The organism is Aliiroseovarius sp. B-4, from assembly GCF_056857795.1.
In genome coordinates this window covers 81,453-105,620 of sequence record NZ_JBSXNV010000037.1, presented here as the reverse complement: position 1 = coordinate 105,620, position 24,168 = coordinate 81,453, and the positions used below count along the sequence as shown (strand labels likewise).

General features: G+C 59.5%; 24 protein-coding genes. 15 read left to right on the top strand and 9 right to left on the bottom strand.

What is annotated here, in order from left to right; translation table 11 throughout:
* The first annotated feature begins 5 nt into the window (after positions 1-5).
* The 4 genes from AC13C8_RS10390 to arsJ all read left to right on the top strand — a co-directional run bounded on the left by AC13C8_RS10390 (position 6) and on the right by arsJ (position 4,002).
* A complete protein-coding gene (locus AC13C8_RS10390) occupies positions 6-791 on the top strand; it encodes a PaaX family transcriptional regulator C-terminal domain-containing protein (RefSeq protein ID WP_482847249.1) in 786 nt (261 codons plus the stop codon).
* Positions 792-878: 87 nt separating this feature from the next.
* A complete protein-coding gene (locus AC13C8_RS10385; protein ID WP_482847248.1) occupies positions 879-1,709 on the top strand; it encodes an arsenate reductase/protein-tyrosine-phosphatase family protein in 831 nt (276 codons plus the stop codon).
* 11 nt (positions 1,710-1,720) lie between these two features.
* Positions 1,721-2,719 (top strand): ArsJ-associated glyceraldehyde-3-phosphate dehydrogenase, encoded by a 999-nt coding sequence (locus AC13C8_RS10380; RefSeq protein ID WP_482847247.1) that lies wholly within the window; start codon positions 1,721-1,723, stop codon positions 2,717-2,719.
* Positions 2,716-4,002, top strand: coding sequence for an organoarsenical effux MFS transporter ArsJ (gene arsJ / locus AC13C8_RS10375; protein ID WP_482847246.1), 1,287 nt, complete (start codon positions 2,716-2,718; stop codon positions 4,000-4,002). Before AC13C8_RS10380 ends, arsJ begins: the two co-directional genes overlap by 4 nt.
* A 272-nt stretch (positions 4,003-4,274) precedes the next feature.
* On the opposite strand, the gene AC13C8_RS10370 is transcribed toward arsJ, so the two are convergent.
* The 6 genes from AC13C8_RS10370 to AC13C8_RS10345 form a co-directional block, all read right to left on the bottom strand.
* On the bottom strand, positions 4,275-4,643 hold the full coding sequence (locus AC13C8_RS10370; RefSeq protein ID WP_482847245.1) for a hypothetical protein: 369 nt from the start codon (positions 4,641-4,643) through the stop codon (positions 4,275-4,277).
* A 6-nt stretch (positions 4,644-4,649) separates the two neighbouring features.
* On the bottom strand, positions 4,650-5,477 hold the full coding sequence (locus AC13C8_RS10365; protein WP_091432461.1) for an ATP-binding protein: 828 nt from the start codon (positions 5,475-5,477) through the stop codon (positions 4,650-4,652).
* Between the two features lie 14 nt (positions 5,478-5,491).
* Positions 5,492-6,397 (bottom strand): twin-arginine translocase subunit TatC, encoded by a 906-nt coding sequence (gene tatC, locus AC13C8_RS10360; protein WP_091430867.1) that lies wholly within the window; start codon positions 6,395-6,397, stop codon positions 5,492-5,494.
* Positions 6,394-7,074, bottom strand: a complete 681-nt coding sequence (tatB, locus tag AC13C8_RS10355) for a Sec-independent protein translocase protein TatB (RefSeq protein ID WP_482847244.1) — start codon at positions 7,072-7,074, stop codon at positions 6,394-6,396. Before tatB ends, tatC begins: the two co-directional genes overlap by 4 nt.
* Positions 7,075-7,099: 25 nt before the next feature.
* Positions 7,100-7,321, bottom strand: a complete 222-nt coding sequence (locus AC13C8_RS10350; RefSeq protein ID WP_091430870.1) for a twin-arginine translocase TatA/TatE family subunit — start codon at positions 7,319-7,321, stop codon at positions 7,100-7,102.
* A 209-nt stretch (positions 7,322-7,530) separates the two neighbouring features.
* Positions 7,531-8,652 carry an ABC transporter ATP-binding protein gene (locus tag AC13C8_RS10345; RefSeq protein ID WP_482847243.1) on the bottom strand — a complete coding sequence of 374 codons (1,122 nt, stop codon included), beginning with the start codon at positions 8,650-8,652 and terminating at the stop codon, positions 7,531-7,533.
* 214 nt (positions 8,653-8,866) lie between these two features.
* Between AC13C8_RS10345 and AC13C8_RS10340 the strand changes: the two genes are divergently transcribed.
* The 7 genes from AC13C8_RS10340 (at position 8,867) to AC13C8_RS10310 (ending at position 17,412) form a co-directional block, all read left to right on the top strand.
* Positions 8,867-10,090 carry an MFS transporter gene (locus AC13C8_RS10340; protein WP_091432468.1) on the top strand — a complete coding sequence of 408 codons (1,224 nt, stop codon included), beginning with the start codon at positions 8,867-8,869 and terminating at the stop codon, positions 10,088-10,090.
* Positions 10,091-10,194: 104 nt separating this feature from the next.
* Positions 10,195-11,913, top strand: coding sequence for a methionine--tRNA ligase (metG, locus tag AC13C8_RS10335; RefSeq protein WP_482847242.1), 1,719 nt, complete (start codon positions 10,195-10,197; stop codon positions 11,911-11,913).
* A gap of 167 nt (positions 11,914-12,080) precedes the next feature.
* Complete coding sequence (locus tag AC13C8_RS10330) at positions 12,081-12,584, top strand: NUDIX hydrolase (protein ID WP_482847241.1); 504 nt, start codon at positions 12,081-12,083, stop codon at positions 12,582-12,584.
* An 83-nt stretch (positions 12,585-12,667) separates the two neighbouring features.
* Positions 12,668-13,120: a DUF1178 family protein gene (locus AC13C8_RS10325; RefSeq protein ID WP_091430877.1), complete on the top strand. Its 453-nt coding sequence runs from the start codon at positions 12,668-12,670 to the stop codon at positions 13,118-13,120.
* Positions 13,121-13,220: 100 nt separating this feature from the next.
* Complete coding sequence (locus tag AC13C8_RS10320) at positions 13,221-14,456, top strand: aspartate kinase (protein ID WP_091430879.1); 1,236 nt, start codon at positions 13,221-13,223, stop codon at positions 14,454-14,456.
* A 330-nt stretch (positions 14,457-14,786) separates the two neighbouring features.
* On the top strand, positions 14,787-17,054 hold the full coding sequence (ptsP, locus tag AC13C8_RS10315; RefSeq protein ID WP_091430881.1) for a phosphoenolpyruvate--protein phosphotransferase: 2,268 nt from the start codon (positions 14,787-14,789) through the stop codon (positions 17,052-17,054).
* A gap of 79 nt (positions 17,055-17,133) precedes the next feature.
* Positions 17,134-17,412, top strand: a complete 279-nt coding sequence (locus tag AC13C8_RS10310) for a hypothetical protein (protein WP_482847240.1) — start codon at positions 17,134-17,136, stop codon at positions 17,410-17,412.
* On the opposite strand, the gene AC13C8_RS10305 is transcribed toward AC13C8_RS10310, so the two are convergent.
* Positions 17,384-17,902, bottom strand: a complete 519-nt coding sequence (locus tag AC13C8_RS10305; protein WP_091430884.1) for a GNAT family N-acetyltransferase — start codon at positions 17,900-17,902, stop codon at positions 17,384-17,386. The genes AC13C8_RS10310 and AC13C8_RS10305 overlap by 29 nt on opposite strands.
* Before the next feature lie 71 nt (positions 17,903-17,973).
* On the opposite strand from AC13C8_RS10305, the gene AC13C8_RS10300 reads away from it, so the two are divergent.
* Together AC13C8_RS10300 and AC13C8_RS10295 are read left to right on the top strand one after the other, a co-directional pair.
* On the top strand, positions 17,974-18,579 hold the full coding sequence (locus AC13C8_RS10300) for a flavin reductase family protein (RefSeq protein WP_091430885.1): 606 nt from the start codon (positions 17,974-17,976) through the stop codon (positions 18,577-18,579).
* A gap of 98 nt (positions 18,580-18,677) precedes the next feature.
* Entirely contained in the window at positions 18,678-19,334 is a 657-nt protein-coding gene (locus AC13C8_RS10295; RefSeq protein WP_482847239.1) for a CatB-related O-acetyltransferase, read from the top strand.
* Here AC13C8_RS10295 and AC13C8_RS10290 read toward each other — a convergent pair.
* On the bottom strand, positions 19,331-20,965 hold the full coding sequence (locus tag AC13C8_RS10290) for a SulP family inorganic anion transporter (RefSeq protein WP_091430889.1): 1,635 nt from the start codon (positions 20,963-20,965) through the stop codon (positions 19,331-19,333). The genes AC13C8_RS10295 and AC13C8_RS10290 overlap by 4 nt on opposite strands.
* A gap of 159 nt (positions 20,966-21,124) precedes the next feature.
* Between AC13C8_RS10290 and AC13C8_RS10285 the strand changes: the two genes are divergently transcribed.
* Positions 21,125-21,994 carry an S-methyl-5'-thioadenosine phosphorylase gene (locus AC13C8_RS10285; RefSeq protein ID WP_482847238.1) on the top strand — a complete coding sequence of 290 codons (870 nt, stop codon included), beginning with the start codon at positions 21,125-21,127 and terminating at the stop codon, positions 21,992-21,994.
* Positions 21,995-22,064: 70 nt separating this feature from the next.
* Entirely contained in the window at positions 22,065-22,604 is a 540-nt protein-coding gene (locus tag AC13C8_RS10280) for an adenine phosphoribosyltransferase (protein ID WP_091432475.1), read from the top strand.
* A gap of 143 nt (positions 22,605-22,747) precedes the next feature.
* Here the strand turns inward: AC13C8_RS10280 and AC13C8_RS10275 are convergent, their stop codons facing one another.
* Positions 22,748-24,166 carry an FAD-binding oxidoreductase gene (locus AC13C8_RS10275; RefSeq protein ID WP_482847307.1) on the bottom strand — a complete coding sequence of 473 codons (1,419 nt, stop codon included), beginning with the start codon at positions 24,164-24,166 and terminating at the stop codon, positions 22,748-22,750.
* Between the last annotated feature and the right edge of the window lie 2 nt (positions 24,167-24,168).

Here is a 24,168-nt window from a genome sequence, read left to right as displayed (position 1 = left end):
GCCCCATGGACCCGCCCACGATCCCTGATGATGTCCAAAGCGTCCTGTCCCATATCCGGGGCGATGGAGACTTGCGCGTCTGGTCAGTGATCGTGTCCATTATGGGGGACATGGCACGTGGTCCCGGCGACGTTGTTTCCGGCACCACATTGGGCGTGTTGATGGGTGCGCTCGGCATTCGGCCAGAGGCGACACGGGTCGCACTTCACCGGCTGAGGAAAGATGGCTGGATCACCAGCCAGCGCGCTGGTCGCGGATCGCTTTATTCGCTGACAGACCACGGGCGCACGCAGACCAATGCTGTCGCTGACCGGATATATGGGCCCGGTCTGCCCGGTCCTGTCCAGTTGCACATGGCCGTGTCGCTGCTGGCACCAGACCGACAGGGCTGCGAACAAGCGCTGATGGCGCAAGGGTTTACGGAACTCACGCCGGGTGTCTTTCTTGGCCCCAACCATCCGATCAACACTGAGGGGTTGGTGCTTTTTTCAGACAGCGCCCCCACTCTGCCCGACAATATCCTCCAACTGTTGCTACCAGACGCTGTTCGAATGGAAGCGCGTTGCTTTGCAAAAGCTTTGGATGGTGCGCGAAATCTGGTTCACGCCGATCTGGCACCTCTTTCACGCGCTGCGCTGCGTCTTCTTATCCTCCACCGCTGGCGCCGTATCGCCTTGCGTCTGCCCCCCCTGCCACTGACAGCCCTTTGGCCAAATGCGCAATTGCGAACCGAAGTGCAAATGCAGTTGAAAAAGCTCGGCCCAATTGATGTGAACGCTCTGCCTGTTTAGCAAACGCCACGGACTGCACAGTCCAATATTGTCGCCAGATGGGTAAATGGGTTGTGCTGGCATCATTAATTCATTAATTCTCGAATTATGGAAATACTGATTCCCCATCGCTTATCCACTCTCGGCCATCCTCAGCGACTGGCCGTATTCCGGCTTCTCATGCGTCGCTATCCCGACCGGGTTCCGGCGACCGAAATCGCACAATCGCTCGATCTGAAACCGAACACGCTGTCGGCCTATGTCAACGCGCTCATGCAGGCCGGTCTGGTCACGCAAACACGCGTTGGCACCTCGCTGCGCTATGCTGTCGATACCGAGGCTGTACGCGAGACCTTCGATTATCTGCTGCTGGATTGTTGCCGTGGCCGCCCGGATATCTGCTTGCCCGACCATGATCCCGACCGCCAACGGGAACCTGCTGTCGCTGACCGCAAATACAACGTCCTGTTCATCTGCACCGGCAATTCCGCCCGTTCGGTCTTTGCCGAAACGATACTGACTTCGTTGGCTGGTGATCGCTTTGTCGCTTACTCCGCAGGCACTGCGCCGCGCTCTGACCTGAACCCGTTTGCAATCGCCCTCCTGAAGCAGAAAGGGCACGACGTGTCCAAGCTCAGGTCCAAGAATATCGCCGAATTCCAGACTGGCGATGCGCCGACATTCGACTTCGTGTTCACGGTTTGCGATCAGGCCGCAAACGAAGACTGCCCAGCCTGGTCAGGTCAGCCCGTCAGCGGCCATTGGGGGATGCCTGATCCGGTAAAGACAGCAGGGTCCGACGCCGAAAAAAACCTGGCCTTTCAACAGGCTTATGGCGCGCTATACAACCGGATTACGGCCTTCGCCGCGCTGCCGATGGCGTCTTTGGACCGGATTTCGTTGCAAAAGGCCGTCGATGACCTCGGACACATGGATTAAGGAATCACAGAATGACCGTATATGCGTTGAATGGGCTTGGCCGGATCGGCAAGCTGGCGCTCAGACCGCTTCTTGAACGAGGTGCGGAAATCGCTTGGATCAACGATGCGATCGGCGACCCCGAAATGCACGCTCATTTGCTTGAATTCGATACAGTGCATGGCCGTTGGCAGGCCGAGTTTTCCCATGATGCGGACAGTGTCACCATTGACGGGCTGCGACTGCCATTCATCGGAACGCGCAATATTGCCGAACTGCCCCTTGATGGTGTCGATGTCGTGATTGACTGCACCGGGGCTTTCAAAACGCACGCAAAACTCACACCGTTCTTTGAAGCGGGCGTGAAGAAGGTGGTGGTGTCGGCCCCGGTCAAGGACGCCGACGCCGCGAACATCGTCTATGGCGTAAACGAACAGACATATGACCCTGACCGCCACCGCATCGTGACGGCGGCAAGTTGCACCACGAATTGTCTGGCGCCGGTCGTAAAGGTCATCCATGAAAACCTGCGCATCAAACATGGGTCAATCACAACGATCCATGATGTGACCAACACGCAAACCATCGTGGACCGACCTGCGAAAGATTTGCGGCGGGCAAGGTCAGCGCTGAACTCTCTTATCCCGACGACGACCGGCAGCGCCACGGCAATCACGCTGATCTATCCAGAACTTAAAGGACGTTTGAATGGCCATGCGGTTCGGGTGCCGCTTTTGAACGCCTCGCTTACCGATTGCGTGTTCGAAGTCGAAAGGGCAACCACCGCCGACGAGGTCAACGCGTTGTTCAAAGCGGCGGCAGATGGCCCGCTCAACGGTATTCTGGGCTATGAAGAACGCCCGCTCGTGTCGGCCGACTACACCAATGATGAAAGGTCCGGCATCGTCGACGCCCCTTCAACCATGGTGGTGAATGGCACACAGGTGAAGATCTATGTCTGGTATGACAACGAGATGGGGTATGCCCATCGTTTGGTCGACGTGGCCGTGATGGTTGGGGAATCGGTGTGACCGACGCCCCTTCCCGCCCAGAGGGGTTGTCGGCCTATATCGTGGTCACGGTAGCCTATTGGGCCTTTATGCTCACCGATGGTGCGCTCCGAATGCTGGTGCTTCTGCATTTCCATGGGCTGGGGTTTTCACCCGTGCAATTGGCCTATCTGTTCGTGCTATATGAAATCGCGGGCATGGTGACAAATCTGGGCGCAGGATGGATCGCTGCCCGGTTCGGACTGACTTCGACTCTCTTTGCGGGGCTTGGCCTTCAGGTGCTTGCGCTTTTGGCACTGGCGCTGCTTGATCCAAACTGGGCAATTGGCCTGTCTGTGACATATGTCATGGCGGTTCAGGGTGCGAGCGGAGTCGCCAAGGATCTTGCCAAGATGTCGTCGAAATCGGCGGTCAAACTGCTGGCGCCGGCCAAGGCGGGCGGATTGTTCCGCTGGGTCGCGCTGCTGACCGGTTCAAAAAACATGGTCAAAGGGGTCGGCTTCTTGTTGGGCGCCAGTTTGCTGGCCACCTTTGGGTTCGTCCCGGCCGTGCTCGGCATGGCTGCAATTCTGGCAATCATCCTTGTTGCTGCGCAAACGGCCATGCCACCCGGCCTGCCGAAAGGACGAAAGGGCGCGAAATTTTCCGAAGTATTCTCGAAATCATCAAATGTGAACTGGCTATCTTTGGCGCGGGTCTTTCTGTTTGGCGCACGCGACGTCTGGTTCGTGGTCGGTATCCCCATTTATTTCTACGCGGTGCTGTCAGATGGCAGCGAGCAAGGCAACCGCGCGGCGTTCTTCCTGATCGGCTCGTTCATGGCGCTGTGGACCATCCTCTATGGCGCTGTTCAAACCGCGGCACCCAAACTGCTTCGGGCAACCGAACGCTCCGAGGCATACCTGATCAGCGGCGCACGGCACTGGGCATGGGGGCTTTCGGTTGTTCCTGCTTTCCTGACATTGATGGCCTTTGCCTTTCCACATCCCCAACCGTGGCTGACCGCCATCTTGATTACGGGGCTGCTTCTGTTCGGCGCCATCTTTGCCGTCAATTCATCGCTTCATTCCTATCTGATCCTGACGTTCACCCGGACCGAGCGGGTCACGATGGATGTCGGCTTTTACTACATGGCCAATGCCGCCGGACGCCTGCTGGGAACCGTCTTATCTGGTCTGACCTTTCAGATCGGTGGGCTTGTGATGATGCTGGGCACGGCAACCGTGATGATTTCTTTCTCAGCCATTGCGGTCAGCTTTCTGAAGCCACCATCGAAGCCGGGGCGTGATTTAGCGGGCACCTGATCCCTACCAACTCTTGGAAGTTTTTTCCGGGCTTACGCCACTCTTTGCTTTTTCTGAACCGGCTCACGACGTGGGACGACATGCAGACGATGGCCGATTTCCCCGATGGAAATCCCGACTACGAAAGAACCGTTTGGCCTGTTCGCGCGGGTGCATGGCACGCGGCGCAGGCAGCGATTTCGGCGCGTTGTCGGTTTGCTATGTCATGTGCCCCGCAACGTCCCCATCGGATGACCGAGCTTGCCAAACAGGTGCGAGACATCCTCGATCTTCTATGCAATCAAGTGAACGACAATGCCTTCGCGTTGGAGTTGCGCGTGACGCGCATCTCGTTGGCAAATCGGCATCCTGGAACGCGGTGGCGGCAAACCAGACCGCGAGGGCCGCGACTGCTGCATCAAACCGCTGCGTGAACTGGGCGGGGTCGAGGCGATCACCATCTGCCGATCTTCCGACGACACATACGCGGTCAGACTGGCCTTGGGGTTGTCAAAGGCAATGATGCGTTCGGGCGTGGATTGGGCGTGTTGGTCATAAAGGTATCCCGATCGTTGATTATTCGTGGCCGCGAAGGCCGTCACGCTTTCGCACAGGGGACGCACAGGGGACGCACAGGGGAAGCGCACAGGGGCAAAGATCATTCCCTTTTAGCCCAGCGCCACGCCCTTGCGCCCGGCCAGATCGACAAAATACTGCCACGCCACGCGGCCAGATCGTGCCCCGCGCGTTGCTTGCCATTCAATCGCTTCTGCCCGCAACGTGTCGTCGTCGATCGACACCCCATAGGCATCGCAATAGCCCCGGATCATGGTCAGATATTCATCCTGATCACAGGGATGGAAGCCCAGCCACAAGCCGAACCGGTCCGACAGTGACACCTTCTCTTCGACCGCCTCGGACGGGTTGATTGCCGAGGACCGCTCGTTCTCGATCATGTCGCGCGGCATCAGGTGGCGGCGGTTTGACGTGGCGTAAAACACCACGTTGTCGGGCCGCCCCTCGATCCCGCCATCCAGCACCGCTTTCAGGCTTTTGTAATGCTGGTCGTCATGGCTGAAGCTCAGATCGTCACAAAACAACAGGAACCGATGCGGCGCAATTCGCAGCAGACCCAGCAGGCGACTGATCGAGGGCAGGTCTTCGCGCTGCACCTCGACAATCTTCAACGCCTCGCCTCGGTTCAACACCTCGGCATGAACCGCTTTCACGAGCGAGGATTTCCCCATCCCCCGCGCGCCCCACAGAAGAGCATTGTTGGCGGGTAAACCACGGGCGAATTGCAGCGTATTCTCAAGCAGCGTATCGCGTGAACGATTGACCCCAATCAGAAGTTCAAGGGCAACGCGGTTGACATTGACCACAGGCTCCAGCCGGTCAGGAGACGTATGCCAGACAAACGCGTCAGCCGTCGAGAAATCGGGGACAGACAACGGCGCGGGCGACATTCGCTCCAACGCATTGGCAATGCGGGTCATGGCGTCCGCGTCATTCACTCGCCCTTCTCCACCTGACCCGGAACGTCTTCTTCATCAGCGTCAAACTCGGCCATCATCTCGTCTTCGCTGGCCTCGTCTTCGTCATCTTCGAACCACAGACCCTGCGCGCGCAAATCGGCTTCGCGCTTCTTTTCGACCCGTTTCACCAGTTGGATCGAAACTTCGTAAAGGCCATAGACGACGACAAACAGAATCACCTGCGTGATGACATCGGGGGGTGTCACCAGTGCGGCCAGCACAAGAATGCCAACAACCGCGTATTTGCGCATATCCGCCAGACCTTGCGAACTGACCAATCCCGCCTTGCCCATCAGAGTCAGCAAAACCGGAAGCTGAAAACACAGACCAAAGGCGACGATAAACTTGATCGTTAGACGCAGGTATTCCTGCACCGACCCCTGAAAGTCGATCGAGGCCGCCACATTGGTGTCGCCCACGGTCCCGGCTTGCTGGAAGCCCAGGAAAAAGTCAAAAGCCAAGGGCATGACCACATAAAATGCGAAGGAGGCACCGATAAGGAACATCGCAGGCGAGGCGATCATGAAAGGCAGAAAGGCGTTCTTTTCCGACTTGTACAGTCCCGGCGCCACGAACCGCCACAACTGATAGCTGATGAACGGAAAAGACAACACCAACCCGCCAAACAACGAGATCGAGATTGCCACGAAGAAACCTTCTTGCAGCTTGATCAGGATCAGCCCGCATTCGTCCTGGCCGCGTTCGGCCATTGTCGTACAGAGCGGTTCGGTCAGGAAATTGAAGATCGGGTTCCACACGGTGAAGCTAATCACCATGGCGACGATGAAAGCCAACGCCGAACGGATCAGGCGCGTGCGCAGCTCGGTCAGATGCTCGATCAGCGGGGCCGAGCTGTCTTCGATCTCGTCAGTATCGCTCATGCGTCAGATGTGTCCGTGGGTTTGCGCTTCGGGGCGGCCTTTGCTTTGGCTTTGACTTTGGACGTCGCCGCCGATGTCTTGGCAGGTTTCTTTGCCGCAGGTTTCTTCGCAGCGGTTTTCTTTGCGACGGGTTTCGACGCGGGTTTCTTGACGGGGACTTTTGCTACAGCCGGTTCGCCAACCGTCCGTTCCGAGGGGCGTTTCGACGGAGGTCGCTTGACCTTCAACATCTCGGCCTTGCGGGCCTCGTCAGCCGCTTTGCGATCCGCCGCCGATGTGGCGGTGGTGGTCTGGATTTTGCGTCCGGCAGCATCGCCGGCCTTGTCAGCCACCGATTTCTCGTCGCTGTCCTTTCCGTCCGCCTTCGCATCGGTCTTCTTTTGATCGCGAAGGGACTTGGCAGGATCCCACTTCTCGAACCCGTCTGCCGCCTTGTTCAGCGCATCCAGCCCCATCGCCTTTGGCGACGTGGCGGATTTGAAGGTCTCGGCAATGTCCTTGGCCCCGGCTTCGTCGGCGGCTTCATTCATCGCCTGACTGAATTCCCGGCCCATCTGGCGGGCACGCGCAGTGAAACGACCCAGCGTGCGGAACATGCCCGGCAGGTCCTTGGGACCAACCACAATCAGGGCCACAACCCCGATCACCAGAAGTTCGGAAAACCCGATATCAAACATGGGCAGCGCCCCCTAGCGGTCGGGCTTACGCCTTTTCCTTGTCTTTTTCTTCTTTCGGGGTGACATCCTTGGCGACATCAGCGGCCTGATCTTCGATCTCTTTCTTGCCGTCATCCACGCCCTTTTTGAACGCGGTGATGCCTTTGCCAACTTCTCCCATCAGCGAAGATATCTTGCCGCGGCCAAACAGAACCAGCACCACGATCGCGATCAGCAGAAGGCCCGGAAGGCCGATATTGTTGAGCATATTGTTCTCCCATTCGGAGGGGCGACCCGCCCGTCCACATCAATAACGCCTGCAACATTTATTGCTTCGCGGGCCAAGTTCAAAGCCCCAAAGCGCAAAACTGGCGGGAAAATGATGCGCGAAATGCGCGCAGGCGCGCTTTATCGCCCATCCGCGGCACTTCTGATCGCGCATTTCCAAGACTTGACGCCCGAGCGTTGCCGAAACGGCTATGGGCTGGGCGCGTCCGGTCCCGGCTTGTCGCTGTGTCGAAAGACAAAGCACCTGTCGCGCCGAATCGCAATCCAAAGTGGTGTGCCTGGTTGGGGCAGAAACACCGATGGGACTGAAGCAGTCAGGATGGAACCGTCGCCCTCCATGCGGAAATCCACCAGACTTTCCTTGCCGATGAACCGCGCACGATCCACAAGCGCGCGGGCCCAAACGCCGTGGTCATGGGTCGGGCTTGGCCCTTTGCCACCACGATCAAAGTCGATTTTCAGATGCTGTGGGCGGATCACGATGTCCACCTTGGCACCATCCGGCACGCCTGGGGCGAGAAACTGGCCAAAGGCCGTATCGGTCAACGCGCCTTCGACCACTCCGGTAATCACATTCACATCCGAAAAAAACGCCGCCGCATTCAAATCCACCGGGGCGTTGTAAATGTTGTAGGGGGCACCGCTTTGAACGATTTGGCCGTCCCGCATCAATGCGATCTCGTCCGCCATGCGCATGGCTTCTTCCGGTTCGTGCGTCACCAGAAGCACTGCCGCGCCTTCCTCTTTCAGGATACCAAGCGTTTCGTCTCGAATGCCGTCACGCAGTCGGTTGTCCAGCCCGGAAAACGGCTCGTCCATCAGCATGATCGACGGGCGCGGTGCCAAGGCGCGGGCCAGCGCCACCCGCTGTTGTTCGCCACCCGACAACTCATGCGGGAAGCTGTCTATGAACCGGGCCAGGCCGACTTTTTCAAGCAATTCGCGCACGCGCAGTCGTTTTTCCGTGCGCGAACCTTTCAACCCGAACGCCACGTTGTCTGCGACCGACAGATGTGGGAAAAGCGCAAAATCCTGAAACATAAGGCCAATCTGACGCTTCTCAGGGGGCACGAATACGCCCGGACCGGCGACCTGCTGGCCATCAATCCATACTTCGCCTGATGTCTGCTGATCCACACCTGCGATGATCCTGAGCGTTGTGGATTTCCCGCAGCCGGATGGGCCAAGCAGCCCTGTCACCTGCCCGGCCTGCAAAGACAGGGATACGCCACGCACGACGGGTCGCCCACCGAAATCTCGGCACAGATCGCGGATCTCCAGTCGCGCAGTGGTCAAATTGGCACCATCCATCGTCGCAAGGTCTTTCCTTTGCAGTTCCCGCAAGTGCGGGCTGATACCCGATGAATTCCATCAGGCTTTCAACCGGGCATATCAGCCCATTTTTTGCCCCGCAAGCCCAACGCGGTTTTGTCGCAGATACGACACAGCCCAAGGTCAGACCGTCGCTTTCGGCCTAGCCTTGGCAGGCAAAACCCCGATGCTGGTCAAAACCCCCGAGGTCCTGATGCGTTTTCTGATTTCCTTTGCGCCGCTACTTTTGTCGGTCATTCTGCTGCAACTGAGTTCGGGGGGCGTGGGGCCGCTGGATGCGCTGTCCGGGCTGAAGCTTGGCTTTACAAAGGCAGAGATCGGGATGCTCGGCTCGGCGCATTTTGTCGGTTTTTTCGTCGGCTGCTGGTGGGCACCGCGCCTGATGGGCAGCGTCGGCCACGCCCGCGCGTTTGCCGGGTTTACCGCGATGGGCGCCATTGGGCTGTTGGCGCACATGCTGTGGGTTGATCCCGTGCCTTGGGCGGTCATGCGCATCGCGACGGGGCTCAGCATCGCCGGTGCCTATACGGTGATCGAGGCGTGGATGAATGCGAGCATCACCAATGAAACCCGCGGCCGCGCGATGGGGGGCTATCGCGCGGTTGATCTGGGTGGATCGCTGGCCGCGCAGCTTCTGATCGGCGTGTTGGAGCCTGCGCATTACGTATCCTACAACGTGCTGGCGCTAACCTGTTGCGCCGCGATCCTGCCCTTGGCCCTGACACGCGCACCACAGCCCGAAACCCCCAGCACACCACGTCTGCGTCCAATCCTGGCGTGGACCTGCTCGCCCTTGGCCGTGGCGGGTGTGATCGTGGCGGGTATCACCTCGGCCGCCTTTCGGATGGTTGGCCCCGTTTACGGGCAAGAGGTCGGTCTGGCCACCGGACAACTGGCCTGGTTTCTGGCCAGTTTCGTCCTGGGCGGCGCATTGGCGCAGCTTCCCGTGGGCTGGCTTGCGGACCGATATGACCGGCGCTGGGTGCTGATCTGGTTGTCGGCGGCGGCCATCCTAAGCAGTGGGATAACGGTCATGGCCTCGGACATGGGACAAAGCGTGGCCTTTGTGACGGCAGGGCTGTTCGGCTTCACCACGTTCCCGATCTTCTCGATCTCGGCCGCCCATGCCAACGATTTTGCGACCAGCGAACAAAGGGTCGAGCTGTCGGCGGCGCTGATGTTTTTCTATGCAGTCGGCGCCATTGCCTCGCCCCTGGTGGCGTCTGGCCTGATCGAACGCTTCGGCCCCCCGGCCTTGTTTGCATTTATTGCCGTCGGGCATCTTGGCCTGATCGTGTTTGGTCTGGCCCGCAGCCGCCAACGCCCGACACGCGAGGTGCGGACGCCTTACACCTATACGCCGCGCACGTCGTTCTCGATGGGGCGGATGTTTGGCAAACTGCGCGACCGTAGCTAGTCAAACCGGATGGGTCGTCACGTGGGCCGAAGCTCTGGCATTGCTGAAAGGCTTGGCGTATACGGCCCGCAAACCAACAAGACGACCGCAGAACCGGAGCTCACATGAACCGCGTCCTTATCACCTCGGCGATTCCCTATATTAACGGGATCAAGCACCTCGGCAATCTGGTCGGCTCGCAATTGCCTGCTGACCTTTACGCCCGCTATAACCGTGGTCGGGGCCGCGAAGTCATGTTCATATGCGCCACCGACGAACACGGCACCCCCGCGGAACTGGCCGCCGCAAAGGCGGGCAAACCCGTGGCCGAGTTCTGCGCCGAAATGCACGCCGTTCAGTCCCGGATCGCCGACGGGTTCCAGCTTTCATTCGACAATTTCGGTCGATCTTCGTCCGAGCGAAACCGCAAGCTGACCCAGCATTTCGCTGGCAAGCTGGCAGAGAATGGCTTGATCGAGGAAGTGTCGGAAAAGCAGGTCTATTCCCACGCCGATGGCCGTTTCCTGCCGGATCGGTATATCGAGGGCACCTGCCCTAATTGCGGTTATGATGGCGCGCGCGGCGACCAGTGTGAAAACTGCACAAAGCAGTTGGACCCGACCGACCTGATCGAGCCGCGTTCGGCCATTTCCGGGTCGACCGACCTTGAGGTGCGCGAGACCAAGCACCTGTATCTGCGTCAGTCGAAGCTGAAAGATAGGCTGGACGCGTGGATCGACACCAAGACGGATTGGCCTGTTCTGACCACCTCGATCGCCAAGAAATGGCTGCATGACGGCGACGGGCTGCAAGACCGGGGCATCACCCGCGATCTGGACTGGGGCGTGCCGGTGAAAAGGGGCGACGAAGATTGGCCCGGCATGGAAGGCAAGGTGTTCTATGTCTGGTTTGACGCGCCGATCGAATACATCGCCGCCACCGCCGAACTGGCCGACAAGCTGGGCGCAGGCGATGATTTCTGGCAGCGCTGGTGGCGCACCGACAAGGGTGCGGATGACGTGCGTTACGTGCAGTTCATGGGCAAGGACAACGTGCCCTTCCACACATTGAGCTTCCCCGCCACAATCATGGGGTCGGGCGAGCCGTGGAAGCTGGTCGATTATATCAAGTCATTCAACTATCTGAACTATGATGGCGGGCAATTCTCGACCTCCAAGGGACGCGGCGTGTTCATGGATCAGGCGCTGTCGATCTTGCCCGCGGATTACTGGCGTTGGTGGCTCTTGAGCCACGCGCCCGAAAACTCGGACAGTGAATTCACGTGGGAAAACTTCCAGACCAGCGTCAACAAGGATCTGGCCGATGTGCTGGGCAACTTCGTCAGCCGTGTGACCAAGTTCTGTCGCTCGAAGTTTTCGGAAGCCGTGCCGGAAGGTGGCACCTATGGTGATCTGGAAAACGCCCTGATTGCCGATCTGACCGCCAAGACCCGCGCTTATGAAGGCCACATGGAAGCCATCGACGTGCGCAAGGCCGCGCAGGAGCTTCGGGGTATCTGGGTTGCAGGCAACGAATATCTGCAAACTGCCGCGCCCTGGACGACTTTCAAGACCGACCCGGACCAAGCCGCCGCACAGATCCGTCTGGCCCTTAACCTGATCCGGTTCTATGCGGTGCTGTCAGCGCCCTTCATTCCCGATGCCGCGAAAACGATGCTTGAGGCGATGAACTCGGAAGACGACAGCTGGCCCGACGACGTGCCCGCAGCCCTTGGCACACTGCCCGCCGGGCACAGTTTCACGGTACCCGAGAACGTATTCGCCAAGATCACGGACGAGGATCGGGAAAACTGGCAGGACCGGTTCGCAGGCACCCGCGACTGATCGTGCCAACACCCGGCCATGGCAGTCCCGAAAACCACGATGCCGACATACCTGATGTGGCGGGTGCATGACGGGTTCGCACCACATCTGGATTTTCGCTTTATTTTCCACCCAAACGGGCTATCTTTAACAAAACATAACAATAACCGGATATCCGCACCGGCAAGATGGGCATCAAGGGCAGCAAGACAGTGACGATCGCGAAGGGTAAGCCACGGCCAATACGGCTTTCACTTAGTGACAAACGATCCGTTCGCACGCAATTCGGCGCGCTTCCTTATCGTCTGAGAGACGGCAAGGTCGAGGTGCTGCTGATCACAACGCGCGGTTCAGGCCGCTGGATCATTCCGAAAGGCTGGCCGATGGACGGCGAAACGCCCGCCGGATCCGCCGCCAAGGAAGCATTCGAAGAAGCCGGTGTGGAAGGCAAGCTGAGCCATGATGTGCTGGGGTTCTATTCCTATTCGAAATCGCATGACGGCGGACGGTTGCCCTGTGTCGTTGCGGTCTTTCCCTTGAAGGTCAAAAAACAGCACAAATCCTTTCCGGAACAAGGCCAAAGGCGGCGCAAATGGGTGTCGCAGAAGAAAGCCGCGCAACTGGTTTGGGAACCTGAACTGCGCCGTATTCTCCGCGGTTTCGACCCGTCGGGTGCCAAACAAACCCAATAAAACCAGTCGGATCATCTGCCGCGGCTTGCACAGGCCCTGGCGGATCGCCATATATAATCGGTCAGGTAACTTCGGAAGACAAGATGATCCGCTACGCCTTGAAATGCGACCAGAACCACATGTTCGAAAGCTGGTTCCAGAACGCCGCAGCCTATGACGGGTTGCGCGCGGCGGGGCATGTTACCTGCCCGGAGTGCGGATCGGCCAAAGTGGAAAAAAGCCTGATGGCCCCCAAAGTGCGCCCGGCTCGTTCTGTGGCGACCGCGCCGGTTGCCGCCAATCCCGCGACGCCAACCACACTTGCCGCACCCAGTTCCGAAATCGAGGCCGAGATCGCCCGCCTGCGCGCCAGGGTTGAGGCCGAAAGCGAGTATGTTGGCGGATCGTTTGCCCGCGAAGCACGCGCCATGCATTTGGGCGACGCGCCTGAACGTTCGATCTATGGCGAGGCGAAACTGGCCGACGCCAGGGAATTGTTGGAGGATGGCGTGCCAGTGATGCCCTTGCCCTTCACCCCGACACGCAAATCGAACTGAGCCGCACGCACCCTGCCGCACCACGCGCAGTCTTGCGCTTTCCGCCTCCGCGCCCTAAACACGCGCGAACACGGGAAAACGGACGGGATTTGAGGCCAAGATGCCTATTCTGGTGATGAAATTCGGCGGCACCTCGGTCGCTACGCTGGACCGGATCCACCGGGCCTCGAAACGGGTCGCGCGCGAAGTGGCCAATGGCTATGACGTGATCGTCATCGTGTCGGCCATGTCCGGGCGCACGAACGAGCTTGTCGGCTGGGTCGAAGAAACCTCGCCACTGTTTGACGCCCGCGAATATGACGCCGTTGTCAGTTCGGGCGAGAATGTGACCGCCGGTCTGATGGCGCTGCGCTTGCAGGAAATGGATGTGCCCGCCCGCAGCTGGCAAGGTTGGCAAGTGCCGGTCAAAACCTCTGGTGTGCATTCGGCAGCACGAATACAGGACATCCCCAACGACAACATCATGGCGAAGTTTGGCGAAGGCATGCGCGTGGCCGTCGTGGCCGGGTTTCAGGGCATTGCCGATGATGGCCGGATCACCACACTGGGGCGCGGCGGATCGGACACCACCGCCGTGGCCTTCGCCGCCGCCTTTGGGGCCGAACGCTGCGACATTTATACCGACGTGGACGGGGTTTACACCACCGACCCACGCATTTCAGACAAGGCGCGCAAGCTGGACCGCATCGCATTTGAAGAAATGCTGGAGCTTGCCTCGCTGGGCGCAAAAGTTCTGCAAACCCGCTCGGTCGAACTGGCAATGCGCTATAAGGTAAAACTGCGGGTGCTCTCGAGCTTCGAGGAATATGACCCGGAAGCAGGCACGCTGGTCTGCGACGAGGAGGATATCGTGGAAAGTAAAGTTGTTGCAGGCGTCGCCTATCAACGCGACGAAGCGAAAATGACGCTGATCTCGGTGGCGGACCGCCCCGGCATCGCCTCGGCCATTTTCACCCCGCTGGCAGAAGCCGGCGTGAATGTCGACATGATCGTTCAGAACATCTCGGAGGAAGGTCGCACGGATATGACCTTCTCATGCCCCGTCGATCAGGTGGCACGCGCCGAAAAGGCGATGACGGATGCCAAAGCGCGCGGTGATATCAATTTTCACGACATCGTGGCCGACAAGGATGTAGCCAAGGTCTCGGTCGTCGGCATCGGGATGCGCAGCCACACGGGGATCGCCGCCAAGATGTTCGACGTGCTGTCGAAAGAGGGCATCAACATCAAGGTCATCACCACCTCCGAGATCAAGATCTCGGTGTTGATCGACCGCAAATACATGGAGTTGGCCGTGCAGGCGCTGCACGACGCGTTCGAGCTGGAAAAAGCTTGATCCGGCTCAGGGCCACCTGCGCAACCATCATGGTAAGAACACTTTCAGACACGGCCCGCCACACTTGGCGGGCCATCCTTTTCCGGTGCCGCCGGCTCGCGCGATCCAATCCGCGCACAGACACAAATTGCCGATCCCATTGGCAAATTGCTGAAATGACGGGCAATTGCGCGATATGTCGCCGCCTGCCAGAACCTGGCGCAAAAGAACGCAAGTAGTTTCTGGAAAACATGGCGTGCTACCATTACGGTAGGGGTCGCCCAAGTGGTTCGCGTTTCCGCCCGAATTCGGTTGGATCAATGACGCCCACAGGAACAGGGAACGGTAAGAATGGCAGAAAGCCAGCAAAGTGACAGTCGCAAACTTCTGGTCAAACTGCGCGAAACCCTCGCCTCGGCGTCGCAGGGGCAGGAGCGACTGGACAGAATCACGTCTCTGATTGCCGAGAGCTTGGGCGTCGAAGTGTGTTCAATCTATTTGTTTCGCGACAGCGAAACATTGGAGCTTTGTGCGACAGAGGGCTTGAAAGCCGAAGCGGTTCACCAAACCCGGCTGCGAGTCGGCGAGGGTCTTGTGGGGCGGGTGGCCCGTCGCGGACGCCCGATCAATACAAAAAACGCCCCATCCGAACGCGGGTTCCGCTATATGCCTGAGACCGGAGAAGAAATTTACTCCAGCTTCCTTGGTGTGCCGATCCAGCGTCTGGGTGAAAACCTTGGCGTCCTGGTCATCCAGTCCAAGGATGAACGCGAATATTCGGCGGACGAGCTTTACGGGCTGGAAGTCGTCGCCATGGTGCTGGCCGAAATGACCGAGCTGGGCGCGTTTGTAGGCGAAGGCGAGGCAATGGGAGCCCTGCACCAGCGCGCTACCACTTTCACGGGTGGCGTCGGACAAGAAGGCGCTGCCGAAGGCCATGTCTGGCTGCATGACCCACGCGTCGTCGTGACCAACCCGGTCGCCGATGACCCAGACGCGGAAAAAGAACGTCTGCACGACGGGATCGAGCAATTGCGGGTGTCGGTGGACGAGCTTCTGGCCAACACGCTGACCAAGGACAAAGACCAGATGCAGGTCCTTGAAGCCTATCGGATGTTTGCCAACTCGAAGGGCTGGCAACGCCGGATGGAAGAAGACATTGATCGTGGCCTGTCCGCCGAGGCTGCGGTTGAGAAAGAACAATCCGCCGCCCGTGCCCGAATGAGCCAGGTGCCCGACGCCTATCTGCGTGAACGCCTGCATGATCTGGACGACCTGTCCAACCGCTTGTTGCGGATCCTGACCGGCCAAGGCAAGGAAACCGGCGCGGAAATGCCCGAAAACCCGATCCTGATCGCCACCAATATCGGCCCCGGCGAATTGCTGGAATATGGGCGTGGTCTGCGCGGGATCGTGCTTGAGGAAGGCTCGATTGCCAGCCACGCCGCCATTGTTGCACGCGCGCTGGCTATTCCGTTGATCGTTCAGGCGGGTCGTATATCGACCGAGGCGCTGAACGGCGATCACATCCTTGTGGATGGTGAAAACGGGATCGTCCACCTGCGCCCGGAGGAAACCGTGGTCAATGCGTTTCGCGACAAGATGGCGATGGAAGCCGCGCAGCAGGAACGCTATCGCAGTCTGCGCGACAAACCGGCGATGGGTCTGTGTGGCACCGAAGTGCAATTGCACATGAACGCGGGGCTGATGGCCGATCTTCCGTCGCTTGAAAACTCGGGCGCGGCCGGGGTGGGTCTGTTCCGCACCGAGCTTCAGTTTCTGACCGTTGACCGCGTTCCGCGGCGCGGCGATCTGGCCGCCACCTATGCCCGCGTTCTGGACGCCGCCAAGGGCAAGAGGGTGGTGTTTCGCACGCTGGATATCGGGTCGGACAAGGTGCTGCCTTATATGAACCCGCTGGACGAACCCAACCCCGCACTTGGCTGGCGCGCGATCCGGGTCGGGCTGGACAAGCCCGGCGTCATGCGGATGCAATTGCAGGCGCTGATCCGGGCTGCGGCGGGGCGCAAACTCAGTGTCATGTTTCCCTTCATCGCCCAAACCGATGAATTTCGCGATGCCCGTGAAATGGTGTTGGCCGAGATCGAACGTGAGCGCGCGCTGGGTCATATTCTGCCAGAAAAGACCGAGATCGGGGCGATGCTGGAAACTCCATCCATGGTATTTGCCCCACAGCAGTTCTTTGAAATGGCGGATTTCATCTCGATCGGCGGGAACGATCTGAAGCAGTTCTTCTTCGCAGCCGATCGCGAGAACGAGCGTGTGCGCCGCCGCTATGACACGCTGAACGTTTCATTTCTGAACCTGATCGAAGAAATCGTGACTCGATGCGAGGCGGCCCGCACGCCCCTGAGCTTTTGTGGCGAAGATGCGGGCCGCCCCATCGAAGCGATCTGCTTCGCGGCGTTGGGGGTTCGGCATTTGTCCATGCGCCCTGCGTCAATCGGACCGGTCAAACATCTGATACGGCGCACAAATATCCTTGAACTTCGCGATGTCATCGACGAAGCCCGCCTGTCCGGTGCGCAATCTGTCCGCCCGGCGGTGCTTAAGCGACTGACCCGAAAAAAACCGGCGCAATCCTCGGTCGCTGTCTAGAGGTTGATGAAAATTTTCAGCAGTTATCACTTTGTTCACCAGTTTGGAACAAAACTGGAACAGAACAAGGAGAATCCTCATGCCGATCAGTTTTATCATCACCGGAATTTTCACTGGAACCGCCGCCGCAGCGCTCGCAATCAGCTTTGATATAGGGGCAATCTGGGCGTTCTTGTCATACGCTCTGTCTGGTGCCCTTGCGGTGCTGGGCGCGGCGGTCATCACGTCGGTTCGGCGTAACACATGGCCGCGCAAAATCTGGCATGACAGGCTGAACCGGATGGCCAGTCAATCCGGTGGCACCCATCAGGTGGATCTGTTTGCCGCGGTCAAGCGGGATCGACAGGTGCGGATGTAACCCGCGTGACTGATCCAGTGATGCCGTCCCAACTGCCGTCCTGAAGACGATAGGCCAACACGCGATCCGGGTTGGTCGGGGGCGGCATCACCACATTTTCAAGCTTTGAGAATCCAAACCGCGAGTAATACGGCGCATCGCCAACCAACATCACCCGATCCATCCCCAGATCCCGCGCCACCAGAAGGCTTTCACGGATCAGATGCCCGCCCAAGCCTTCGCCCTGACGGGTGGGGTGAACCGCGACGGGACCAAGAAGCAAAGCGTCGTGTGACCCGTTATCGCCGACAATCGAAACGGGCCAAAATCGGATGGCTCCCGCCAATATGCCCGCATCATCGCGCGCGACCAAAGACAGGTGCGCCACAGGTTCAACCCCATCGCGCAAACGATAGGATGACAAGGCTTCGCGTCCTGGCGCAAAGCACAGATCGTAAAGCGCCTCGACCTCCCACCAGTCTTTTTCGGTTTCTGCTGTCAGGTGGTACACCCGCTGCCCCTCGCCTTCTGTCGTTCTTTGCTGCTATCACGGCAACACGCAGAAAAGGAAGGGAGAAGCGGGTGTTCTATGAGCCGAAAGACGGGCACGGGCTGCCCCATAATCCGTTCAACGCGTTAATTGTGCCGCGCCCTATCGCGTGGATATCCACGCGCGGGGTGGATGGGGTTGAGAACCTTGCACCCTATTCCTTTTTCAACGGCGTCGCCTATGACCCGCCCCAGGTGATGTTCGCTTCGACCTCGGGCAAGGGCGACCGCGATCTTGGCAAGGACACGTTGGACAATATCAACACAACCGGTGTGTTTTGCATTCACATGGTCGGCGAAGATCAGACGGACGCGATGAACACCACATCAGGCAGCTATGCGCGCGATGTGGACGAGATTGCATTGGCAGAACTGGAGCGGGTCGAATGCACAACGATCCCCGCCTCGCGCCTACCCGCAGCCCCCGCTGCCCTGGAATGCCGGTTGACCCAGATCACCCGCCTGCCGGGCGATGAGAACCTTGTGTGCTTCGGTGAGGTCACGGGCATTCATCTGCGCGATGACTGCATGGTGGACGGGATGTTTGACATCACGCGGGCCCGCCCCCTGGCGCGGCTGGGCTATCGTGACTACACTGTTGTTACGGACAAATTCACCCTGAACCGTCCGGGTGAATAGACGCAAGCTCACCCGCCTGCTAAACTGATGCCACAACCATGGGGGGTGACATGAACAATTCGGCCTGATGTCTTCATTTCCGCTTTCAAGGAGGTCACATGCCGTTTTCCATGCCGGACGCCACGCGCGTCTACCCCGTTACCCTGCCCGATGGGTCGATCCATGCAGGCACGGTTTTCCTGTCCAATGTCATAGATCAGCCTAACATTGACATAGGCGCGTTCAGCTATGCCTCGGATTTCGATCCGCCGCCGCCCGATGGCTGGGCGACGCGGTTGGCTCCCTATCATTTCCCGAAGTCCGAGGGGCGGTTGAGCATCGGCAAGTTCTGCCAAATCGCCCATGGGGTGCGCTTCATCACCGCCGCCGCAAACCATGCCTTTGCCGGGCTGACCAGCTTTCCCTTTGGCATCTTCGCGCTGGACCAGGAACTCATGGCGCAACCAGACAGCCGCGACACAATGATCGGTCACGATGTCTGGTTGGGCTATGGCGCGATTGTCTGCCCCGCCGTCACCATCGGCAATGGTGCCATCATCGGCGCAGGCGCCGTGGTGCGCGCGGATGTTCCGGATTACGCCATTGTCACGGGCAACCCGGCGCACGTGGTCAAGATGCGCCTGTCACCCGATGATATCACGCGGATGAACCGTCTGGCATGGTGGGACTGGCCGGTTGAGCATATCGCCCGCGCGCGCGCGGCGCTGGAGGCGGGCGATGTGGATGGGTTGGAGGCGCTGGCACCTGACGCCTAGTGACTGCCCAGAATACCCGTGCGCACCGAATAATCGGCGGCCACCTCATAGTCGGGGTCATCATCACTGTCGACGATCAGGTGGCCCGCTTTTGTCAGCAACTTGTGACAATCCCGGCTCAGATGGCGCAGTTGAATTTTCTTACCCTCGGCCTCATATTTCAGGGCCACCGCCTCGATCGCTTGCAGAGCGGATTGGTCGACCACGCGCGAGCGGGCGAACTCGATCACCACAAGATCGGGGTCGTTCTTGACGTCAAACAGCTCAATAAATCCGTCGGACGATCCGAAGAACAGGGGGCCTTCCACGTCATAGACCTTGGCGCCGTCTTCTTCGCGCGTCACCGCGTGAATGCGCGCCGCCGCGTTCCACGCATATGCCAGCGCCGAGACGATCACACCGACGACCACAGCGACCGCAAGGTCTTCATAAACCGTCACTGCGGTCACCAGCAGGATGACGAACGCGTCGGTCTTGGGCACGCGGCGCAGGATGGTCAGCGAATTCCACGCAAATGTGCCGATCACAACCATGAACATGACGCCAACAAGTGCGGCCAGCGGGATCATCTCGATCCACGAGGACGCCGCAACGATGAACAGCAGCAGGAAAATCGCCGCCGCGATCCCCGCGATCCGGGTGCGCCCGCCAGATTTCACATTGATCATCGACTGCCCGATCATGGCACAACCGCCCATGCCGCCAAAAAAGCCGGTGACGACATTCGCCGTTCCCTGCGCAATACATTCCTGCGAAGCGCCACCACGATGACCAGTCATCTCGCCCACAAGGTTCAGGGTCAGAAGGCTTTCGATCAGACCGATTGCGGCAAGGATCACCGCGTAGGGCAGGATGATCCAAAGCGTCTCAAGCGTGAAGGGGGCCAGCATCGCCGGGGGATAGATCCCCTCGCCCGTGCCAAAAGGGTTGTGAAAGCTGGGCAAACCACCCTTGATTGACGCCAAATCGCCCACGGTGGGCACATTGATCCCAAAGGCGATCACGATGCCCGCGACGATCCCGATCCCCGCCAGAGGAGCGGGAATGACCTTGGTAAGCTTCGGCATACCCCAAATGATCAGCATGGTCAGGCCGACCAGGCCCAACATGCTGTAAAGCCGCAGGCCCGTCAGCCATTGCTCCGGGTTGTCCGGGTTCTTGAACTGCGTCAGCTGCGCCAGGAAAATCACGATCGCCAATCCATTCACGAAACCCAGCATCACCGGGTGTGGCACCAGCCGGATGAACTTTCCCCAGTGCATGACACCGGCAAAGACCTGCAAGATCCCCATCAGGACGACCGTGGCAAAAAGGTATTCCACCCCGTGCTTGGCCACCAGCGCGACCATCACCACCGCCAGCGCGCCCGTCGCCCCCGAAATCATGCCGGGCCGCCCCCCGATCACCGCGGTGATCAGCCCAACAAGAAACGCCGCATAAAGCCCGACGAGCGGGTGAACGCCAGCCACGAAGGCAAAGGCCACGGCTTCCGGCACAAGGGCCAAAGCCACGGTCAGGCCTGACAAGACCTCGATTTTGATGCGGTTGGGCGTCAGCTCTTCGGATTGCGACAGGCGCAGGTCGGGGCGTTCAATACGGGCGGCATAACGTGCCAAAAGGGCTCGGGGCATCGGGTTACCTCGTTTGGGGAAATCTGTTCGCGATGTGCGCTGACTACAGGCATTCGGTAGCGTAAACAATGCCCCATGCAGGATACTGCCTTGCATTTGCCGCATGGCAACAGGAGCATCGGCACGATAATCTGGCCACAAAAGCGCAAGGAGACAGGCATGGACATGCATATCGGGATCATCGGCGGCTCGGGTATTTACGAGATTGACGGGCTGGACGGTGCGCGTTGGCACCGTGTGGACAGCCCTTGGGGCACGCCATCCGATCAGGTTCTGACAGGACGACTGGGCGGGATGAAAATGTCCTTCCTGCCGCGGCACGGGCGCGGACATGTGCATGCGCCGTCGCACGTGCCCTATCGTGCCAATATCGACGCGCTGAAACGGCTGGGCGTCACGGATGTGATCAGCGTGTCGGCCTGTGGGTCGTTCCGTGAAAACATGGCGCCGGGCGATTTTGTCATTGTCGATCAATTCATTGACCGGACGTTCGCGCGCGCCACAAGCTTTTTCGGATCGGGTTGTGTGGCGCATGTGGGCTTTGCCCATCCAACCTGCGCGCGCCTGTCCACAGCCTGTGCCAAAGCGGCGCGGGCGGCGGGTGTCACCGTGCATGAGGGCGGCACCTATCTGGCGATGGAAGGCCCGCAGTTTTCGACCCTTGCTGAAAGCCGTCTCTATCGTGACCAATGGGGCGCGGATGTGATCGGCATGACCAACATGCCCGAGGCCAAACTCGCCCGCGAGGCAGAAATTTGCTATGCCTCGGTCGCGATGGTCACGGATTACGACTGTTGGCATCCAGACCATGATGAGGTCGACGTGGCGCAGGTGATCGCCACCCTGACCGGCAATGGCGACAAGGCGAAGCGCATGGTGGCGGGGCTGCCCGATCTGCTGGGGGTCAACCGTGAATCCTGCCCGCACGGATGTGACCGGGCGCTGGACAAGGCGATCATGACGGCCCCCGACAAACGCGATCCCGCGTTTTTGGCGAAGTTGAACGCCGTTGCGGGGCGGGTGCTGTGACCACGGGCCTCTTGCGTCAGTGCCGGGATTGCGCCAAACCGATGCCGATCAATTTGCGAAAGGCGTTCCCATGAACAAGGGCAAGACCGTCAAGGACTACATCCGCACCATCGTTGACTTCCCGCATGAAGGCATCCTGTTTCGCGATGTGACCACCCTGTTTGCCGACCCGCGCGGGTTTCGCATGGCGATAGACCAGATGCTGCACCCCTATGCGGGCGAGGAAATCGACAAGGTGATCGGGCTAGAGGCGCGCGGCTTTATTCTGGGCGGCGCGATTGCGCATCAACTGACCCTTGGTTTCGTGCCGATCCGCAAGAAGGGCAAGTTGCCAGGTGCCACGCTGTCTCAATCTTACACGCTGGAATACGGTGAAGCGGTTGTGGAAATCCATGATGACGCGATCCAGCCCGGCGAGAAGGTCCTGTTGGTCGATGATCTGCTGGCGACCGGAGGCACGGCTGAAGCGGGCATCAAATTGATCGAGCGGTTAGGCGGCGAGATTGTGGGATGTGCCTTCATTGTCGATCTGCCCGAATTGGGCGGTCGCAAGCTGCTTGAGGAAATGGGCATGGATGTCCATGTTCTGTGCGAATTCGAAGGGGCGTGAACCTCTTGTTAACGTCGATACGCTAATCCTATCATTGCCTGACAGGAGTTCAGGCGCTGCTTGCTGGCATGACATATCGTGCAACGCCCCGCCCCACCCTGGCGGGGCGTTTTCTTTTGCGGGTTGAAGCTTGTCTTTTGAAACTAATTGGCCGGAAAGATCACACCGGGGTTCATGATCCCTGAAGGATCAAGCGCATCCTTGATCCTGCGCATCGCGGCCAGCCGCGCGGGATCGCCATAGCGTTGCAATTCGTTTGGCTTCAAACGGCCAATGCCGTGCTCGGCGCTGAACGACCCGTCAAACTGCTGCACCAGACCATAGACAACATCGCGGACCTGCTTCCGCCAGGCGGTGAAATCTGACGCCGCCTGGCCGTCGGGCGGAAACACGTTGTAATGCAGATTGCCGTCGCCCAGATGCCCGAAAGCGTTGACCCGAAACGGACCAAGGCACGCAATGGCGGCATCAGCCTCGTCCAAAAAATCAGCGATGGCAGACAGGGGCAATGAAATATCGTGCGAGCTGATTGCTCCTATGGTCTTGTTGGCCAGCGGTATCTCTTCGCGCAGTTTCCACAAGGCGGCGCGCTGCCTGTCGCTTTGCGCGATCACCCCGTCGTCGCTTAGCCCCGCGCGTTCGGCCCCGCTAAACAATTGGGCCAGCTCCTCCTCGGGATCTTGGGTTGGACCCAGACCAAGATCAATCAACACCGACCAGTCCGGCCGTGTGACAAAGGGTTGTCGACCGCCCAAGCCAGAGGCTTGCAGGAAATCCAACCCAGTGCCCTTGATCAACTCGAACGCGCTGATCCCCTGCCCCAGCCGGGCCTGCGCAAGCGCCAATAACTCCAACGCCGCAGCCGGATCACTCACTTTCAGAAGTGCGGTGCCGTTGCGAGCCGGTTTTGGAAAAAGCCGCAGGCTGGCGGCGGTGATGACGCCCAATGTCCCCTCGGCGCCGCAAAGCAGCGCCCGCAGATCAAACCCGGTATTGTCCTTGCGCAACCGTTTCAGCCCGTGATGGATTGACCCGTCGGGCAACACCGCCTCGATCCCAAGGCACAGATCGCGGGCCGAACCATAACGCAGCACATTCACCCCCCCTGCATTGGTAGACAGACATCCGCCAATCCGGCACGACCCCTCTGATGCCAGCGACAGGGGGAAAAGCCGTTCCTCGGACGCGGCGGCGGCCTGAACATCGGCCAATATCGCCCCAGCCTCGGCCACCAACACATTCTCGGACGGATGCACGGCGCGGATGCGCGTCATCCTCTCAAGGCTCAGGATCACAGGCGTTGCATCCGGCATGACCTGCCCGCCGACCAGACCTGTGCCGCCGCCGAAGGGCACCACCGGCACGCGGGCCGCTGCGCACTCTCTTATGATCAGAGACACGTGATCGGTTGAGGATGGTGCCAGCACCAATCCACCCCCGCCGTGAAACAAACCGCGCGGCTCTTGTTGATAGGTTGGGTCTAGGGGACGAAACACCTTATCGGGCAACAGGGCACGCAGCCGGGTTTCAAATGCACCGTCCACTGACTTCAGATCGCCCATCA

Coding starts and splice junctions, on each gene's coding strand:
- AC13C8_RS10345 (WP_482847243.1), bottom strand. CDS start 8,652: ATGGATGGTGCCAATTTGACCACTGCGCGACTGGAGATCCGCGATCTG.
- AC13C8_RS10340 (WP_091432468.1), top strand. CDS start 8,867: ATGCGTTTTCTGATTTCCTTTGCGCCGCTACTTTTGTCGGTCATTCTG.
- AC13C8_RS10285 (WP_482847238.1), top strand. CDS start 21,125: ATGGACATGCATATCGGGATCATCGGCGGCTCGGGTATTTACGAGATT.
- AC13C8_RS10325 (WP_091430877.1), top strand. CDS start 12,668: ATGATCCGCTACGCCTTGAAATGCGACCAGAACCACATGTTCGAAAGC.
- AC13C8_RS10350 (WP_091430870.1), bottom strand. CDS start 7,321: ATGCTCAACAATATCGGCCTTCCGGGCCTTCTGCTGATCGCGATCGTG.
- AC13C8_RS10365 (WP_091432461.1), bottom strand. CDS start 5,477: ATGACCCGCATTGCCAATGCGTTGGAGCGAATGTCGCCCGCGCCGTTG.
- AC13C8_RS10390 (WP_482847249.1), top strand. CDS start 6: ATGGACCCGCCCACGATCCCTGATGATGTCCAAAGCGTCCTGTCCCAT.
- AC13C8_RS10370 (WP_482847245.1), bottom strand. CDS start 4,643: ATGATCTTTGCCCCTGTGCGCTTCCCCTGTGCGTCCCCTGTGCGTCCC.
- AC13C8_RS10380 (WP_482847247.1), top strand. CDS start 1,721: ATGACCGTATATGCGTTGAATGGGCTTGGCCGGATCGGCAAGCTGGCG.
- AC13C8_RS10275 (WP_482847307.1), bottom strand. CDS start 24,166: ATGGGCGATCTGAAGTCAGTGGACGGTGCATTTGAAACCCGGCTGCGT.
- AC13C8_RS10330 (WP_482847241.1), top strand. CDS start 12,081: ATGGGCATCAAGGGCAGCAAGACAGTGACGATCGCGAAGGGTAAGCCA.
- AC13C8_RS10295 (WP_482847239.1), top strand. CDS start 18,678: ATGCCGTTTTCCATGCCGGACGCCACGCGCGTCTACCCCGTTACCCTG.
- AC13C8_RS10280 (WP_091432475.1), top strand. CDS start 22,065: ATGAACAAGGGCAAGACCGTCAAGGACTACATCCGCACCATCGTTGAC.
- AC13C8_RS10290 (WP_091430889.1), bottom strand. CDS start 20,965: ATGCCCCGAGCCCTTTTGGCACGTTATGCCGCCCGTATTGAACGCCCC.
- metG (WP_482847242.1), top strand. CDS start 10,195: ATGAACCGCGTCCTTATCACCTCGGCGATTCCCTATATTAACGGGATC.
- ptsP (WP_091430881.1), top strand. CDS start 14,787: ATGGCAGAAAGCCAGCAAAGTGACAGTCGCAAACTTCTGGTCAAACTG.
- AC13C8_RS10320 (WP_091430879.1), top strand. CDS start 13,221: ATGCCTATTCTGGTGATGAAATTCGGCGGCACCTCGGTCGCTACGCTG.
- tatB (WP_482847244.1), bottom strand. CDS start 7,074: ATGTTTGATATCGGGTTTTCCGAACTTCTGGTGATCGGGGTTGTGGCC.
- AC13C8_RS10310 (WP_482847240.1), top strand. CDS start 17,134: ATGCCGATCAGTTTTATCATCACCGGAATTTTCACTGGAACCGCCGCC.
- AC13C8_RS10385 (WP_482847248.1), top strand. CDS start 879: ATGGAAATACTGATTCCCCATCGCTTATCCACTCTCGGCCATCCTCAG.
- tatC (WP_091430867.1), bottom strand. CDS start 6,397: ATGAGCGATACTGACGAGATCGAAGACAGCTCGGCCCCGCTGATCGAG.